The following is a 14,348-nucleotide window of genomic DNA, read 5'->3' as shown; positions in this document are numbered from 1 at the left end:
TTCGTTTCAGCGCCGTCAGCGGCGCGGCGCCAGGGCCTGCTGCGCCTGCGCGGCCAGCGCCTCGCGCATCAGCCCGGCGTTGAAGGGGTGCTCGGCCGTGCGCGCGTGCTGCACCAGCGCCCGCGACCAGCGCGTGAGCACGGCAAACCCGGGCAGACCCTCGGCCGGCGGCAGGTCCTGCGGCGCGAAGTAGCGCGGCGCGGCGCCCGCCCTCACGGCCAGCGCGTCGTGGCAGACTTTTTGCAGCACCTGCACCGCCTCGGCCGGCTCGAATTCGGCCAGGGCAGCGGCGTCGCCCTGCGCCACAGCCCGCGGGATCAGCGCCCAGGCGGCGGGGCTGCGGCCCGCGCGCGCCAGGGCCAGCGCCTCGTGCGGGCGCCCGCCCGCGGCGCGCAGCAGCGCGTCGGCCGCCTTGGCGTCCACCCCCTGCTGCTGCAGCCAGGGCTGCATCTGGCCCTGCGCCGGCCAAGCCATGGTGTGCGCCAGGCAGCGGCTGCGGATCGTCGGCAACAGCTCGTGCGCGGCCTCGGTGGCCAGCACGAAGCGCGCGTCGCCCGGCGGCTCCTCCAGCGTCTTGAGCAGGGCGTTGGCGGTGATGTGGTTCATCTGCTCGGCCGGATAGACCAGCACCGCCTTGCCCCGGCCGCGGCTGCTGGTGCGCTGCGTGAACTCCACGGCATCGCGCATGGCGTCCACACGGATTTCGCGGCTCGGCTTGCGCTTCTTGTCGTCGATCTCGGTCTGGGCCTTCTCCGGCAGCGGCCAGCCCAGCGCGAGCATGCGCGTCTCGGGCATCAGCACGTACAGGTCAGGGTGGGTGCGCACGGCGATGCCGTGGCAGCTCGCGCAGGCGCCGCACGCGCCCGGCGCGCCCGGGTGGTCGCACAGCCAGGCGCGCACCAGCTCCAGTGCCAGCTCGTACTGCCCCAGGCCCGAGGGGCCCTGCAGCAGCCAGGCATGGCCGCGCTGGGCCAGCAGCCGGGCGCGCTGCGCGGCGATCCAGGGCGCTGCGGACTCAGCCATGCACACCGCCCCCACCACCGAGCCAGCCGCGCGCGGCAACCTGCGCCAGCACCTCGGCGGCGACCTGCTCGCGTGCCCGGGCCGCGTCGATGCGGGCAAAGCGCGCCGGCGCCTCGGCCATGCGCTGGGCGTAGCCGCCCGCCACGCGGCGAAAAAATTCGACCGGCTGGGCCTCGAACCGGTCGGGCGCGCGGGCGGCGGCCAGGCGCGCGGCCGCCACCTCGGGGGCCACGTCGAACCACAGCGTCAGGTCGGGGTTGCGGACCGAATCGGGGTTTTGCCCAGATCCCGCCTGGACAGTGTGCTCCAATTGCGATAGCAAACCGGCATCGACGCCGCGCCCCGCGCCCTGGTAGGCAAAGGTCGCGTCGGTGAAGCGATCACACAGCACCACCTCGCCGCGCGCCAGCGCCGGCTCGATGACGCAGCGCAGGTGGTCGCGCCGCCCGGCAAAGGCCAGCAGTGCCTCGGTCAGCGCGTCCATGGGCTGGTGCAGCAGCAGCTCGCGCAGCCGCTCGGCCAGCGGCGTGCCACCGGGCTCGCGCGTGAGCGTCACGGTGCGCCCGGCGGCGCCAAAGGCCTGGGCCAGCGCCTCGATGTGCGAGGACTTGCCCGCGCCGTCGATGCCCTCGAAGGTGATGAACAGGCCGTGCTGCATGGTCGCCGCCGTCATTTCTGGCCGCGCTGGTAGCGGTTGACCGCGCGGTTGTGCTCGTCGAGCGTGCTGCTGAAGTGGCTGGAGCCGTCGCCGCGCGCCACGAAGTACAGCGATTGGGTTTCGGCCGGCTGCACGGCCGCCAGCAGCGAGGCCTTGCCGGGCATGGCGATCGGCGTGGGCGGCAGGCCGGCGCGGGTGTAGGTGTTGAAGGGCGTGTCGGTGGTCAGGTCGCGCCGGCGCAGGTTGCCGTCGAACTTCTCGCCCAGGCCGTAGATCACCGTGGGGTCGGTCTGCAGCAGCATGCCCACGCGCAGGCGGTTGGCAAAGACGCCGGCCACCAGGGCGCGGTCCTCGGCGCGGCCGGTCTCCTTCTCGACGATGCTCGCCAGGATCAGCGCCTCGTCGGCGCTCTTGAGCGGCGTGCGCGCGTCGCGCTGCGCCCAGGCGGCCTCCAGGCGCCGGTCCATGGCGTGCAGGGCCCGGCGCAGCACGGCCAGGTCACTGCTGCCCTTGGCGTAGGTGTAGGTGTCGGGGAAGAACCGCCCCTCGGCGGGCACGCCCGCGCGGCCCAGCGCCGCCATGATGGCCTCGTCGCTCTGGCCCGCGGTGTCGGCGCGCAGCTGCTCGGCGCGCGCCAGCGCCTGGCGCACCTGGCGAAAATTCCAGCCCTCGACCAGGGTGACGGCGCGCAGCGCCTCTTCGCCGCGCACCAGTTTTTGCAGCAGCGCCTGCGGCGTGGTGCCGGGCGGGATCTCGTAGTTGCCGGCGCGGATGCCCCGGTCCTGGCCCGAGAGCCGGAACCACCAGTACAGCAGGTCGGCATTCACGTCCAAGCCCGCCTGCACGGCCGCGCGGGCCACGCCGCGCGGCGTGGTGCCCGGCTCGATGGCCAGCTCCAGCGGCTGGCCGGCCAGCGCCGCGCCGGGGCGCTGCGGCAGTGGCGCCTGCAGCCACCAGGCGGCGGCCGCACCCGCGGCGACCACGAGGACGAGCAACAGGAGAAAGAGACGACGCACGGGCGATAAAGGCAGCAGCGGCAGGGCGGAAAGAAGCCGGCCATGATAATTCACGCATGACCGATTCCACGCCTTTCCCCACCGGGCCGGAGAGCCGCCCGCCCCTGCCGTCCGGCGCCGCCGCCCTGGCCCACCTGGGCGTCATCCGCGTGGCGGGCGAGGACGCCGCCACCTTCCTGCATGGCCAGCTAAGCCAGGATTTTGCCCTGCTGGACCCGCACCATGCGCGCCTGGCCGCCCTGCTCAACCCCAAGGGGCGCATGCTGGCCAGCTTCATCGGCTTCAAGCGCGGCGACGCCGAGGTGCTGCTGCTGTGTTCGCGCGACCTGCTGGCGCCCACGCTCAGGCGCCTGTCCATGTTCGTGCTGCGCGCCAAGGCGCGGCTCACGGACGCCAGCGCCGACTACCAGCTGCACGGCCTGCTGGGCGAGGCTGCTGAAGCCGCCCTGCCCGCCGACGCCGCGCCCTGGACGCTGGCGCAGCAGGGCGAGGCCAGCGTGGTCGCCCTGTACCCGGCCGACGGCCAGCCGCGCGCGCTGCGCATCGCACCCGCCGGCAGCCTGCCGCCCGAGGCGCCGGCGCTTGCGCCCGCGCTGTGGGACTGGAGCGAGGTGCGCAGCGGCGTGGCCACGCTCACCGCGCCGCTGGCCGAGGCCTTCGTGCCGCAGATGCTCAACTACGAATCGGTGGGCGGCGTGAACTTCAAGAAGGGCTGCTATCCGGGCCAGGAGGTGGTGGCGCGCAGCCAGTTCCGCGGCGCCATCAAGCGGCGCACCTTCCTGGCACACGCGCCCGCGTCCGTGGCGCCCGGCGCGGAAGTCTTTGCCCAGGACGACGCCGAGCAGCCCGTGGGCCTGGTGGTGCAGGCGGCGCCGGCGCCGGGCGGCGGCGTGGACGCGCTGGTGTCGCTGCAGATCGCGGCCGCGGGTGGCGCGTTGCAGGTGGCGGGCGTACCGCTGGAGCTGCAGCCGCTGCCCTATGCCTTGCTGGAAGACATTTGAGCCAGCACCTCAAAAAACACGCCAAAAACGGGTTTTGGCGTTGCCAGTCATGGGCCTACAGCTATCGATACGATAGTCAATCGAGCGGCTGGCGCATGGCGATGTGCGCGATGCCTGCCTCTTCGAACGGCTCGCCCTCGGCCGTGAAGCCGGCGCGGCGGTAGAAATCCTCCGCGCTGCGCTGGGCGTGCAGGCTCACGCAGCGTGCGCCGCGCTCGCGGGCCGCACGCACCAGCGCGTCGAGCACCTGCCGGCCCAGGCGCTGGCCGCGCAGGCTGCGCTGCACCGCCATGCGGCCAATGCGCAGCTCATCCTGCGCGGCGCCGGCCAGCAGCCGGCCGGTGGCCACGGGCAGGCCCAGGCGGTTGTAGGCAACGGCGTGCAGGGCGCCGGCGTCGTGCTCGTCGATTTCGATCTGCGGGTCGATGCGCTGCTCCTCGACGAAGACCGCCATGCGCAGCGCCGAGGCATCGCCCTGCAGCGCAGACCAGTCACCGGTGCGCAGCTCGACCATCTCGCCGCCCGCCTCGAAGTGCTCGATCACGGCGCGCAGCGCGGGCGGCACACTCTTCTTGGCCTGCGCGGCGGGGTCGGCAAAGACGTAGAGCAGCGCCACCGAGGCCAGCAGCCGATCGCCCGCGAAGATGCCGCACTCGAACGCCATGGAGCTGTCACCGAATCCCGTGCAGCGCAGGCCCACGTCCAGCAGGTCGTCGAGGCGGGCCGGGGCGTGGTATTGCACCTCGGCCTTTTTCAGGAAGACGTCGCCGCCCAGCACGCGCATGCTGTCCTCGTAGGGCAGCGCCAGCGCGCGCCAGTAGTCGGCCATGGCGCAGTCGGCATAGGTCAGGTAGTGGGCGTTGAAGACGATCTTCTGCGGGTCCACCTCGGACCAGCGCACGCGCAGGCGCGTGCGGCTGCGGAAATCGGAAAGTTGCATGGTGCCTGTCAATCCAGCGGGAAAAGGGCCGCGCGCAAGGCGGCGGCCGCGTCGTGGTGGAACTGGCGCGCCTCGGGGATGGCACGGCCCATCTTGATGAATTCGTGCGTCACGCCCCGGTAGATCTCCAGCTGCACCGGCACGCCCGCCATGCGCAGGCGGTCGGCATAGGCGATGCCTTCGTCCACCAGCGGATCGCACTCGGCCAGGCCCACCCACGCGGGGGCCACGCCCTCCAGGTCGGGAGCGAGCAGCGGGGCAAAGCGCCAGTCCTCGCGCGCCGGCCCGGGGGCGATGTACTGGTCGAAGAACCAGGCGATGGCGCTGGCCTCCAGCACCAGTCCCTGGCCGTAGCGCTGGTGCGAGGGCGTGTCCTGGTGGGCCGTGGTGCCGGGGTAGATCAGCAGCTGCAGCGCCAGCGCCAGACCGGCGTCGCGCGCCTGCAGCGCCGCCACGGCGGCCAGCGTGCCGCCGGCGCTGTCGCCGCCCACGGCCAGGCGCGCGGGGTCGGCGCCCAGGCTCGCCGCATGCTCGGCCAGCCACTGCAGCGCATCCCAGGTGTCGTGCACCGCCGTCGGAAAGCAGTGTTCGGGCGCAAGCCGGTAGCCGAGCGAGACAACCATGCAGCCCGCAAGCCGCGCCAGCTCGCGGCACAGTACATCGTGGGTGTCGATGCTGCCGATGGTGAAGCCCCCGCCGTGCAGATACAAAAGCAGCGGCAGGCCGGCGTCCCGGGTGGGCGCGTACAGGCGCGCGGGCAGGCACTCGCCGTCCCGCGCGGGCAGCTGCAGCTCCTGCACGCGCGCCAGCTCGGCGCGCGGCACCTCCAGCACGTCGGCGCCGGCGGCGTAGAGTGCGCGCGCCTCGCCAGGCGTCAGGGTATGCAGGGCGGGCCGCGCGGCGCGGGCCATGCGTTCGAGCACGCCTGCCATCTGCGGCGTCAGCCGCGCGTGGGAGTGAAAGGGTGGGTTGGCTGTCATGGCGGGTGGGGTGCCCCGTGCGGCTGCCCGGCTGTCGCCCGGGCGACGCACGGCGGCGCCGGATGCGGGTTGGCTGTCTGGTCAGGGGCTGCGCGCCGTTGTAGGGTGGCGGTCGATCGTAACGGCAACCTCTGCAACCCGCTCGCATGGCCCTCATCCAGTACCTCACCCAGATCCAGTTCGACTTTGGCGCCGTGCGCCTGCTGGCGCAGGAATGCGCGCGCGTGGGCATCACGCGGCCGCTGGTCGTCACCGATGCGGGCGTTCGCGCCGCGGGCGTGCTGCAGCCGGCGCTGCAGGCGCTGGCGCCCCTGCCGGTGGCGGTGTTCGACCAGACGCCGGCCAACCCGACCGAGGCCGCGGTGCGCGCCGCCGTGGCGCTGTACCGCGAGCACGGCTGCGACGGCCTGGTCGCCGTGGGCGGTGGCTCGGCCATCGACTGCGCCAAGGGCATCGCCATTGCCGCGACCCACGCCGGGCCGCTCACCACCTACGCCACCATTGAGGGCGGCTCGCCGCGGATCACCGAAGCGGTGGCGCCGCTGATCGCCGTGCCGACCACCAGCGGCACGGGCAGCGAGGTGGCGCGCGGGGCCATCCTGATCGTCGAGGACGGACGCAAACTGGGCTTTCATTCCTGGCACCTGATGCCGCGCGCCGCGCTGTGCGACCCCGAGCTGACCCTGGGCCTGCCGCCGCAGCTCACCGCGGCCACCGGCATGGACGCCATCGCCCACTGCATGGAGACCTTCATGTCGGCGGCCTTCAACCCGCCGGCCGACGGCATCGCGCTCGACGGCCTGGAGCGCGGCTGGCGCCACATCGAGGCGGCCACGCGCGACGGCGGCGACCGCAACGCGCGCCTGCACATGATGAGCGCCAGCATGCAGGGCGCCATGGCCTTCCAGAAAGGGCTGGGTTGCGTGCACTCGCTCAGCCACAGCCTCGGCGGCCTGGCGCCGCGGCTGCACCACGGCACGCTGAACGCCATCTTCCTGCCGGCGGTGATCCGCTTCAACGCCGAGGCCGAGTCCATGCAGGCCGAGCGCCGCCTGGAGCGCATGGCCCGCGCCATGGGCCTGGCCAGCGGCGACGAGGTGGCCCCGGCCGTGCACGCCCTGAGCGAGCGCCTGGGCCTGCCAACCGGTCTGGCCGCGCTGGGCGTGGACGCCTCGCTGTTCGACGCCGTGATCCGGGGCGCCTTGGCCGACCACTGCCACAAGACCAATCCGCGCCAGGCCAGCGCCGAGGACTACCGGCGCATGCTGGCCGAATCGATGTGAGGGCCGCTCAGGCGCCGCTTTTGAGGTGGCGCTGGAAGGTCTTGCGGAATTTCTCCACCTTGGGGGCGATCACGAAGGCGCAATAACCCTGCTGCGGGTTGGCGGTGTAGTAGTCCTCGTGGTAGGCCTCGGCCGGCCAGAAGCTGCGCAGCGGCGCAAGCTCGGTGACCAGGGGCGCGCCGAACATCCGTTCCTGCTCCATGCTGTGCATCAGCTCCTCGGCCGCCTCGCGGTGCTCGGGGCGGCTGTAGTAGATGGCGCTGCGGTACTGCGGGCCGACGTCGTTGCCCTGGCGGTCGGGCGTGGTCGGGTCGTGCGTGGCAAAGAAGATCTCCAGGATTTCGCGCACGTCGATCTCCTCAGGGTCGAACTCCACGCGCACCACCTCGGCGTGCCCGGTGCTGCCCGTGCAGACCTGCTGGTAGGTGGGCTGCGGCACATGCCCGTTGGCATAGCCGCTCTGCACCGCGGTGACGCCGCGCACGCGGCGGAAAATGGCGTCGACGCACCAGAAGCACCCCCCGCCCAGGACGATGGTTTCGGTGTTCGCTTCGGCATTGCTCATGAAAGTTTCTCCCGCCCGACGGGTGTGATCGCGGGCCGCCGCCATCATAGGAAGGGCCGAGGCACCCCCCTTGCCGGACAACAGCGCCAGTGCACCGTGCGGGCGGCCTAAAATCGGCCGTTTTGTCCGTCTTCACCGCGTCCCGCACCGGAGTGCTTCATGAATCTGCCCCTGAACACGCTTGCCAACGTGCAAGACCCCATCGCGCATGCGCGCTTCAACATGATCGAGCAGCAGATCCGCCCCTGGAATGTGCTCGATGACGGGGTGCTGGACACGCTGGCCGCCGTGCGGCGCGAGGCTTTCGTGCCGCAGGCCTGCCAGGGCATGGCCTTTGCCGACGTGGAAATCCCCCTGACCGAGCCCGTCGAGGAGGCCAGCCGCCTGGGGCAGATCATGCTCGCGCCGCGCGTGGAGGCGCGCATGCTGCAGGACCTGCAGGTGCGCCCGACCGACCGGGTGCTGGAGATCGGTGCCGGCTCGGGCTACATGGCGGCGCTGCTGGCCTACCAGGCCGAGCATGTGGTGTCGCTGGAGATCGTGCCCGGCCTGGTCGAATTCGCGCGCGAGAACCTGAAGGCCGCCGGGGTGCGCAACGCCGACGTGCGCCAGGCCGACGGCGCCCTCGATCCCATCAACGACGGGCCGTTCGACGTCATCGTGCTCAGCGGCTCGGTGGCCGAAGTGCCGCACCGCCTGCTGGGCCTGCTGCGCGACGGCGGCCGCCTGGGTGCCATCGTCGGGGTCGAGCCCATGATGCGCGCGACCATCGTGCGCAAGGTGGGCCATGGCCTGGAGACCACCCAGCCCTGGGACGTGATCGCCCCGCGCCTGCGCAACTTCCCCGAGCCCTCGCCTTTCCGCTTCTGACGCATGTTCGAACAGCTGCGGCCCTCCGAGCTGGACGCCTGGCTGCAGGAACACGCCGGCGAACGGCCCATGGTGCTGGACGTGCGCGAGCCCTGGGAGCTGCAGGTGGCCAGCGTGCGCCCAGCGCCTGCCTTCGAGCTGGTGGCCATCCCCATGGGCGAAGTGCCTGCGCGCCTGAACGAACTGGAGCCCGAGCGCCCGGTGGCCTGCCTGTGCCACCACGGCGCGCGCAGCCTGCGCGTGGCGGCCTACCTGGCGCAACAGGGCTTTGGCGCCGTAGCCAACGTGGCGGGCGGCATCGACGCCTGGTCGGCCGAGCGCGACCCGGCCGTGCCGCGCTACTAGCCGCCGGCGGCTACAGCAGCGTTCCGCTCAGCAGCAGCGCCGCGACCGAGAAATAGATCACCAGGCCCAGCACATCCACCAGCGTCGCCACCAGCGGCGCCGAGGCGCTGGCCGGGTCCAGCCCCACGCGCTGCAGCAGGAACGGCAGCATGGAGCCGATGCTGGAGCCGAAGCAGACGATGCCGACCAGTGACAGCCAGATGGTGAAGGCGATCAGCAGGTAGTGCTCGCCGTAGTCGTAGAAGCCCGCGTGCTGCCACACCAGGATGCGGGTAAAGCCGATGGCCCCCAGGCCGGCGCCCAGCACGAGGCTGGTGGGCAGTTCGCGCAGGATGACGCGCCACCAGTCGCGCAACCGCACCTCGCCCAGCGCCAGGCCGCGGATCAGCAGCGACGTAGCCTGCGAGCCCGAGTTGCCGCCTGAGCTCATGATGAGCGGAATGAACATGGCCAGCACCACGGCCTTTTCCAGCTGCATCTCATAGTGCTGCATGGCGCTGGCGGTGAGCATCTCGCCGAGAAACAGAATGGCCAGCCAGCCGCCGCGCTTCTTGAGCATGGTGCCGAAGCCCACCTCCAGGTAGGGCGCGCCCATGTGTTCGCCGCCGCCGAAGCGGCCGATGTCCTCCTGGGCCTCCTCGATCAGGGCGTCGATGACGTCGTCCACGGTGACGATGCCGAGCACCCGCCGCTCCTCGTCAACCACCGGCAGCGCGAGGAAGTCGTGGCGCCGGATGATGCGGGCCACTTCCTCGCGGTCCACCTCGGGCGCGACGGTGATGGCCTCGCTGCCGCCCCACAGCGCCTCCAGCGGCTGGGCCGGCTCGGCGCAGACCAGCTGGCGCAGTGACAGCACGAAGCGCAGACGCTGTGCGTCGTCCACCACGTAGATGGCGTACACGGTCTCGTGCATGCCCTCGGTCTCGCGGATGTGCTGCAGCGTGCGCGCCACCGTCCAGGCCAGGGGCACCTGCAGGAACTCCGTGGTCATGATGCTGCCGGCCGTGCCCTGCGGGTAGGCCATCAGCCGCTGCACCGAGGTGCGGGATGCGGGGGTCAGCAGGCGCAGCGCCTGGTCGCGTTCTTCCGGGTGCAGATTGCTCAGCAGGTCGGCCAGGCGGTCCTCGGCCATGTGTTCGAGCACTTCGCCGCGGCCGGCCGCGGCGGCCTTTTCGATGAACAGCGGGCCGCAGCGCAGGTCCGGGCTTTCCAGCAGGCGGACGAGATCGTTCGCTGCCAGCTTCTCGGTCAGCCCTAGGGCAGTATCGAGTTCGAGCGAATTGACGTGGCTGACGGCATCGGCCAGGTGGCCGTGCGACAGCAATTTCTGCAGGGTGTCCTTCATGCGGGCTTCCTCACGAGCGCGCGCGATTGTGCGGCAAAGAGCGCTGCTCCACCGCCAGTGCGCGCGCCTTCAGCCGGCGCGGGCGGCGTCAGCCAGCTGCTGTGCGCAGCGATTGGCCAGGGCGGCGTCGCGCGCCTCGACCATCACCCGCAAGAGCGGCTCGGTGCCGCTGGCGCGCACCAGCACGCGGCCGCCATCGCCCAGAGTGTCCTGCACCGCGCGGGTAGCCTCGGCCAGCCGGGTGTTGCGCTGCCAGTCCTGCTGCGGGCCCAGGCGCACGTTGAGCAGCACCTGCGGGAACAGCTCCATGCCCTGCAGCAGCTGGGCCAGTGTCTTGCCGCTGCCCACGCAGGCCTGCAGCACCTGCAGGGCGCTGACCAGGCCGTCGCCGGTGGTGTGCCGGTCCAGCGCCAGCAGATGGCCCGAGCCCTCGCCGCCGAGCAGCCAGCGGCGCCGCGTCAGCTCTTCGAGCACGTAGCGGTCACCCACCTTGGCGCGCACGAACTGCACGCCGCGGCGCGACAGGGCCTCCTCGACCGCCAGGTTGGTCATGAGCGTGCCCACCGCGCCGGGCACCTGCTCTCCGCGCGCCAGGCGGTCGGCGACCATGAGGTAGAGCAGCTCGTCGCCGTTGTAGAGGCGCCCGGCGCCGTCCACGATTTGCAGGCGGTCGGCGTCCCCGTCCAGCGCGATGCCGAAGTCGGCGTGGTTGGCGCGCACGGCGCGCACCAGGGCCTCGGGGTGGGTCGCGCCCACCTCGTGGTTGATGTTCAGGCCGTCGGGCGCGCAGCCGATGGCGATGACGTCGGCGCCCAGCTCATGGAAGACCTTGGGCGCGATGTGGTAGGCCGCGCCGTGGGCGGCATCCACCACGATGCGCAGGCCGCGCAGCGACAGCTCGTGCGCGAAGGTGCTCTTGCAGAACTCGATGTAGCGGCCGGCCGCGTCGTCCAGGCGCTGGGCGCGGCCCAGGCTGGCAGAATCGGCCCACTGCGGCGGCTGGGCGAGCGCCTGCTCCACCTCTTCCTCCCAGGCGTCGGACAGCTTGCTGCCCTGGGCGCTGAAGAACTTGATGCCGTTGTCGGGGTAAGGGTTGTGGCTGGCGCTGATGACCACGCCCAGGCTGGCGCGCTGCGCGCGCGTCAGGTAGGCCACGCCCGGCGTAGGCAGCGGCCCGAGCAGCACCACATCGACGCCGGCGGAGTTCAGCCCGGACTCCAGCGCGCTCTCCAGCATGTAGCCCGAGATGCGCGTGTCCTTGCCGATCAGCACCGTGGGGCGGTCCTCGGTACGGCGCAGCACGCGCCCGACGGCATGGCCGAGCTGCAGGACGAAGTCGGGGGTGATGGGGGCCTGGCCCACGGTGCCGCGGATGCCGTCGGTGCCGAAATACTTGCGCGTCATGGAGCGTCTTGTCGAAGTGGAGGAGAAAGGTTGGGTTGCGGCCGCGCCAGAGCGCCCTGCCGTTCGGCCGCCATGGCCGACCAGACCGCCAGCGCCGCCACGGTCTCGCGCACGTCGTGCACGCGCACAATGCGTGCGCCCTGCTCCACCGCCAGCACGGCGGCCGTGGTGCTGGGCACGAGGCGCCCGTCCACCGGCAGGCCGGTGACCGAGCCGAGCGAGGACTTGCGCGACCAGCCGGCCAGCAGCGGCAGGCCCGTGGCCAGCAGTTCGCCCTGGCGGGCCAGCAGCGCGAAATTCTGCGCCACGGTCTTGCCAAAGCCGATGCCGGGGTCGATCACGATGCGGCTCTTTTGCACGCCCAGCCCTTGCAGGGCAATGGATGTTTGCTGCAAAAATTGAAACACCTGCGGCACGGCGTCGCCCGCCATGGGGGTGGCCTGCATGGTGGCGGGCTCGCCGTGCATATGCATCAGGCAGACGCCGCAGCGCCCGTGCCCGGCCACCACCGCGGCGGCGCCCGGCTGGCGCAGCGCCCAGATGTCGTTGACGATGTCGGCGCCCAGGTCCAGCGCTGCCTGCATGACCTCGGCCTTGCAGGTATCGACCGAGACGGGCACGCCCAGGCGCACAGCGCCCCGCACCACGGGCAGGACGCGGGCAAGCTCTTCTTGCAGCGGCACCTGGGGGCTGCCCGGGCGGGTGGACTCGCCACCGATGTCCAGCAGGTCGGCACCCTCCTTCAGAAGCTGCTCGCAGTGGCGCAGCGCCTGCGCAGCGCTGGCGTGGCGCCCGCCGTCGGAGAACGAGTCCGGTGTGGCGTTGACGATGCCCATGACCTGCGGGCGGGACAGGTCAACGGCAAAGCGGGTGGTCTGCCAAAGCATGGGGCGAGAAAAAGCGGCTGGCGCGGGATGTGAAAAAGCGGGGCGCTCGCGCCCCGCTCTGGTCTCTGGTCTTTCGCCGCTCAGGCCGCCGAAGGGGCCGGGTCGGGATTGACGGCCGGCGTGCCGCCGGAGCCGTCACCCCCCGAGGGTGGGCGGCGCGGCGTCCAGTCCTTGGGCGGACGGGGTTCGCGCCCGGCCATGATGTCGTCGAGCTGCTCGGCGTCGATGGTCTCCCACTCGAGCATGGCGCGGGCCATGGCGTGCATCTTGTCCTGGTTCTCCTCGATGAGGTTGCGCGCCAGGGCGTATTGCTCGTCGATGATGCGGCGCACCTCGGCATCGACCTTCTGCATGGTCTCCTCCGAGATGTTGGTGGTCTTGGTGACCGAGCGGCCCAGGAACACCTCGCCTTCGTTCTCCGCATAGACCATGGGGCCCAGCGCCTCGCTCATGCCATAGCGCATGACCATGTCGCGCGCGATCGACGTGGCGCGCTCGAAGTCGTTGGAGGCGCCGGTGGTCATCTGGTTCATGAACACCTCCTCCGCGATGCGGCCGCCGAACAGCATGGCGATCTGGTTCAGCATGTACTCCTTGTCATAGGAGTAGCGGTCCTTCTCGGGCAGGCTCATGGTCACGCCCAGAGCGCGGCCGCGCGGGATGATGGTGACCTTGTGCACCGGGTCGCACTTGGGCAGCAGCTTGCCGATCAGCGCGTGGCCGGCCTCGTGATAGGCGGTGTTGCGCCGCTCCTCCTCGGGCATGACCATGGACTTGCGCTCGGGGCCCATCAGGATCTTGTCCTTGGCCTTCTCGAAGTCCTGCATCTCGACCACACGCGCGTTGCGACGCGCGGCCATCAGCGCGGCCTCGTTGCACAGGTTGGCCAGGTCGGCGCCGCTCATGCCGGGCGTGCCGCGGGCGATGATCGCCGGGTTGACGTCCTGCCCTGCGGGGATCTTGCGCATGTGCACGTTCAGGATCTGCTCGCGGCCGCGGATGTCGGGCAGCGTCACGTAGACCTGGCGGTCGAAGCGGCCCGGGCGCAGCAGGGCCGCGTCCAGGATGTCGGGGCGGTTGGTGGCGGCGACCACGATCACGCCCAGATTGGTCTCGAAGCCGTCCATCTCGACCAGCATCTGGTTCAGCGTCTGTTCGCGCTCGTCGTTGCCGCCGCCCAGGCCCGCGCCACGCTGGCGACCCACGGCGTCGATTTCGTCGATGAAGATGATGCAGGGGGCGTTCTTCTTGGCGTTCTCGAACATGTCGCGCACACGCGCCGCGCCCACACCGACGAACATCTCGACGAAGTCGGAGCCGGAGATGCTGAAGAACGGCACCTTGGCCTCGCCGGCGATCGACTTGGCCAGCAGCGTCTTGCCGGTGCCGGGCGGGCCGACCAGCAGCAGGCCGCGCGGGATGCGACCGCCGAGTTTCTGGAACTTGTTTGGGTCCTTCAGGAAGTCCACCACTTCCTTGACCTCTTCCTTGGCCTCGTCGCAGCCGGCCACGTCGGCAAACGTGACGGTGTTGTTGTTCTCGTCGAGCATGCGCGCCTTGGACTTGCCGAAGCTGAACGCCCCGCCCTTGCCGCCGCCCTGCATCTGCCGCATGAAGTACACCCACACGCCGATCAGCAGCAGCATCGGGCCCCAGCTGACCAGCAGCGTCATGAGGAGCGAGCCCTCCTCGCGCGGCTTGACGTCGAACTTGACGTTGTTGTTGATCAGGTCGCCCACCAGGCCGCGGTCGAGGTAGGTGGCGGTGGTGCGCACCTTGCGCTCATCGTTGGTCAAGGCCACGATTTCGGTGCCGCCGGGGCCCTCCTGAATGGTGGCGCTCTTGATGCGGCCGCCACGCACGTCCTCCAGGAAGGCGGAGTAGCCGATGGTGCCTGCGCTCGCGCCGGCCCGGGTGTCAAACTGTTTGAACACCGTGAACAGCACCATGGCGATGACCAGCCAGACGGCGACTTTAGAAAACCACTGATTGTTCAAGCGGAACTCCAGATACGGAAAAAAGAGGGACGGC

14 protein-coding genes are annotated in these 14,348 nt (G+C 71.1%); 4 read left to right on the top strand and 10 right to left on the bottom strand.

The genetic code is table 11. The features are described 5' to 3' along the window. Window positions 1-15 precede the first annotated feature (15 nt). From RT051_RS01345 to mltG, 3 genes are read right to left on the bottom strand one after another with little or no spacing between them, the layout of a single operon-like run. The gene (locus RT051_RS01345; RefSeq protein WP_313070220.1) at window positions 16-1,023 is read right to left on the bottom strand and encodes a DNA polymerase III subunit delta'; all 1,008 of its coding nucleotides are present in this window, start codon (window positions 1,021-1,023) and stop codon (window positions 16-18) included. Next, entirely contained in the window at window positions 1,016-1,681 is a 666-nt protein-coding gene (tmk, locus tag RT051_RS01340; protein WP_313070306.1) for a dTMP kinase, read from the bottom strand. The genes RT051_RS01345 and tmk overlap by 8 nt, the downstream gene beginning before the upstream one ends. 11 nt (window positions 1,682-1,692) lie before the next feature. After that, on the bottom strand, window positions 1,693-2,697 hold the full coding sequence (gene mltG / locus RT051_RS01335; RefSeq protein WP_313070218.1) for an endolytic transglycosylase MltG: 1,005 nt from the start codon (window positions 2,695-2,697) through the stop codon (window positions 1,693-1,695). Window positions 2,698-2,753: 56 nt separating this feature from the next. Between mltG and RT051_RS01330 the strand changes: the two genes are divergently transcribed. Beyond that, a complete protein-coding gene (locus RT051_RS01330) occupies window positions 2,754-3,698 on the top strand; it encodes a folate-binding protein (protein WP_313070217.1) in 945 nt (314 codons plus the stop codon). 76 nt (window positions 3,699-3,774) lie between these two features. Here RT051_RS01330 and RT051_RS01325 read toward each other — a convergent pair whose 3' ends face one another. Further along, the gene (locus RT051_RS01325; RefSeq protein ID WP_313070215.1) at window positions 3,775-4,638 is read right to left on the bottom strand and encodes a YbgC/FadM family acyl-CoA thioesterase; all 864 of its coding nucleotides are present in this window, start codon (window positions 4,636-4,638) and stop codon (window positions 3,775-3,777) included. A gap of 8 nt (window positions 4,639-4,646) precedes the next feature. Then, a complete protein-coding gene (locus RT051_RS01320; RefSeq protein WP_313070213.1) occupies window positions 4,647-5,618 on the bottom strand; it encodes an alpha/beta hydrolase in 972 nt (323 codons plus the stop codon). A gap of 146 nt (window positions 5,619-5,764) precedes the next feature. Here RT051_RS01320 and RT051_RS01315 point away from each other — a divergent pair, with 146 nt between their 5' ends. After that, on the top strand, window positions 5,765-6,901 hold the full coding sequence (locus RT051_RS01315; RefSeq protein ID WP_313070211.1) for an iron-containing alcohol dehydrogenase: 1,137 nt from the start codon (window positions 5,765-5,767) through the stop codon (window positions 6,899-6,901). Between the two features lie 7 nt (window positions 6,902-6,908). On the opposite strand, the gene msrA is transcribed toward RT051_RS01315, so the two are convergent. Beyond that, window positions 6,909-7,466 carry a peptide-methionine (S)-S-oxide reductase MsrA gene (gene msrA, locus RT051_RS01310; RefSeq protein WP_313070206.1) on the bottom strand — a complete coding sequence of 186 codons (558 nt, stop codon included), beginning with the start codon at window positions 7,464-7,466 and terminating at the stop codon, window positions 6,909-6,911. Between the two features lie 159 nt (window positions 7,467-7,625). On the opposite strand from msrA, the gene RT051_RS01305 reads away from it, so the two are divergent. Both RT051_RS01305 and RT051_RS01300 read left to right on the top strand, forming a co-directional pair. After that, entirely contained in the window at window positions 7,626-8,336 is a 711-nt protein-coding gene (locus tag RT051_RS01305; RefSeq protein WP_313070203.1) for a protein-L-isoaspartate O-methyltransferase, read from the top strand. Between the two features lie 3 nt (window positions 8,337-8,339). Further along, window positions 8,340-8,681, top strand: coding sequence for a rhodanese-like domain-containing protein (locus tag RT051_RS01300; RefSeq protein WP_313070200.1), 342 nt, complete (start codon window positions 8,340-8,342; stop codon window positions 8,679-8,681). Window positions 8,682-8,691: 10 nt separating this feature from the next. Here RT051_RS01300 and mgtE read toward each other — a convergent pair whose 3' ends face one another. From mgtE to ftsH, 4 genes are all read right to left on the bottom strand, one after another. After that, window positions 8,692-10,026, bottom strand: a complete 1,335-nt coding sequence (gene mgtE / locus RT051_RS01295) for a magnesium transporter (RefSeq protein ID WP_313070197.1) — start codon at window positions 10,024-10,026, stop codon at window positions 8,692-8,694. Between the two features lie 69 nt (window positions 10,027-10,095). Next, window positions 10,096-11,430 carry a phosphoglucosamine mutase gene (gene glmM, locus RT051_RS01290; RefSeq protein ID WP_313070193.1) on the bottom strand — a complete coding sequence of 445 codons (1,335 nt, stop codon included), beginning with the start codon at window positions 11,428-11,430 and terminating at the stop codon, window positions 10,096-10,098. Beyond that, the gene (gene folP / locus RT051_RS01285) at window positions 11,427-12,317 is read right to left on the bottom strand and encodes a dihydropteroate synthase (protein ID WP_313070190.1); all 891 of its coding nucleotides are present in this window, start codon (window positions 12,315-12,317) and stop codon (window positions 11,427-11,429) included. The genes glmM and folP overlap by 4 nt, the downstream gene beginning before the upstream one ends. An 80-nt stretch (window positions 12,318-12,397) precedes the next feature. Then, complete coding sequence (gene ftsH / locus RT051_RS01280) at window positions 12,398-14,314, bottom strand: ATP-dependent zinc metalloprotease FtsH (protein ID WP_313070187.1); 1,917 nt, start codon at window positions 14,312-14,314, stop codon at window positions 12,398-12,400. Window positions 14,315-14,348 lie beyond the last annotated feature (34 nt).

The organism is Melaminivora sp., assembly GCF_032059615.1.
In the GTDB taxonomy this organism is placed as follows: domain Bacteria; phylum Pseudomonadota; class Gammaproteobacteria; order Burkholderiales; family Burkholderiaceae_C; genus Melaminivora.
This window is presented reverse-complemented; position numbering and strand designations above follow the sequence as displayed.

Bases quoted from the DNA above. Each gene is read 5' to 3' on its own strand.
- mgtE (WP_313070197.1), bottom strand. From the start codon at position 10,026: ATGAAGGACACCCTGCAGAAATTGCTGTCGCACGGCCACCTGGCCGAT.
- glmM (WP_313070193.1), bottom strand. From the start codon at position 11,430: ATGACGCGCAAGTATTTCGGCACCGACGGCATCCGCGGCACCGTGGGC.
- folP (WP_313070190.1), bottom strand. From the start codon at position 12,317: ATGCTTTGGCAGACCACCCGCTTTGCCGTTGACCTGTCCCGCCCGCAG.
- RT051_RS01300 (WP_313070200.1), top strand. From the start codon at position 8,340: ATGTTCGAACAGCTGCGGCCCTCCGAGCTGGACGCCTGGCTGCAGGAA.
- RT051_RS01345 (WP_313070220.1), bottom strand. From the start codon at position 1,023: ATGGCTGAGTCCGCAGCGCCCTGGATCGCCGCGCAGCGCGCCCGGCTG.
- RT051_RS01325 (WP_313070215.1), bottom strand. From the start codon at position 4,638: ATGCAACTTTCCGATTTCCGCAGCCGCACGCGCCTGCGCGTGCGCTGG.
- RT051_RS01320 (WP_313070213.1), bottom strand. From the start codon at position 5,618: ATGACAGCCAACCCACCCTTTCACTCCCACGCGCGGCTGACGCCGCAG.
- RT051_RS01305 (WP_313070203.1), top strand. From the start codon at position 7,626: ATGAATCTGCCCCTGAACACGCTTGCCAACGTGCAAGACCCCATCGCG.
- tmk (WP_313070306.1), bottom strand. From the start codon at position 1,681: ATGCAGCACGGCCTGTTCATCACCTTCGAGGGCATCGACGGCGCGGGC.
- RT051_RS01315 (WP_313070211.1), top strand. From the start codon at position 5,765: ATGGCCCTCATCCAGTACCTCACCCAGATCCAGTTCGACTTTGGCGCC.
- msrA (WP_313070206.1), bottom strand. From the start codon at position 7,466: ATGAGCAATGCCGAAGCGAACACCGAAACCATCGTCCTGGGCGGGGGG.
- RT051_RS01330 (WP_313070217.1), top strand. From the start codon at position 2,754: ATGACCGATTCCACGCCTTTCCCCACCGGGCCGGAGAGCCGCCCGCCC.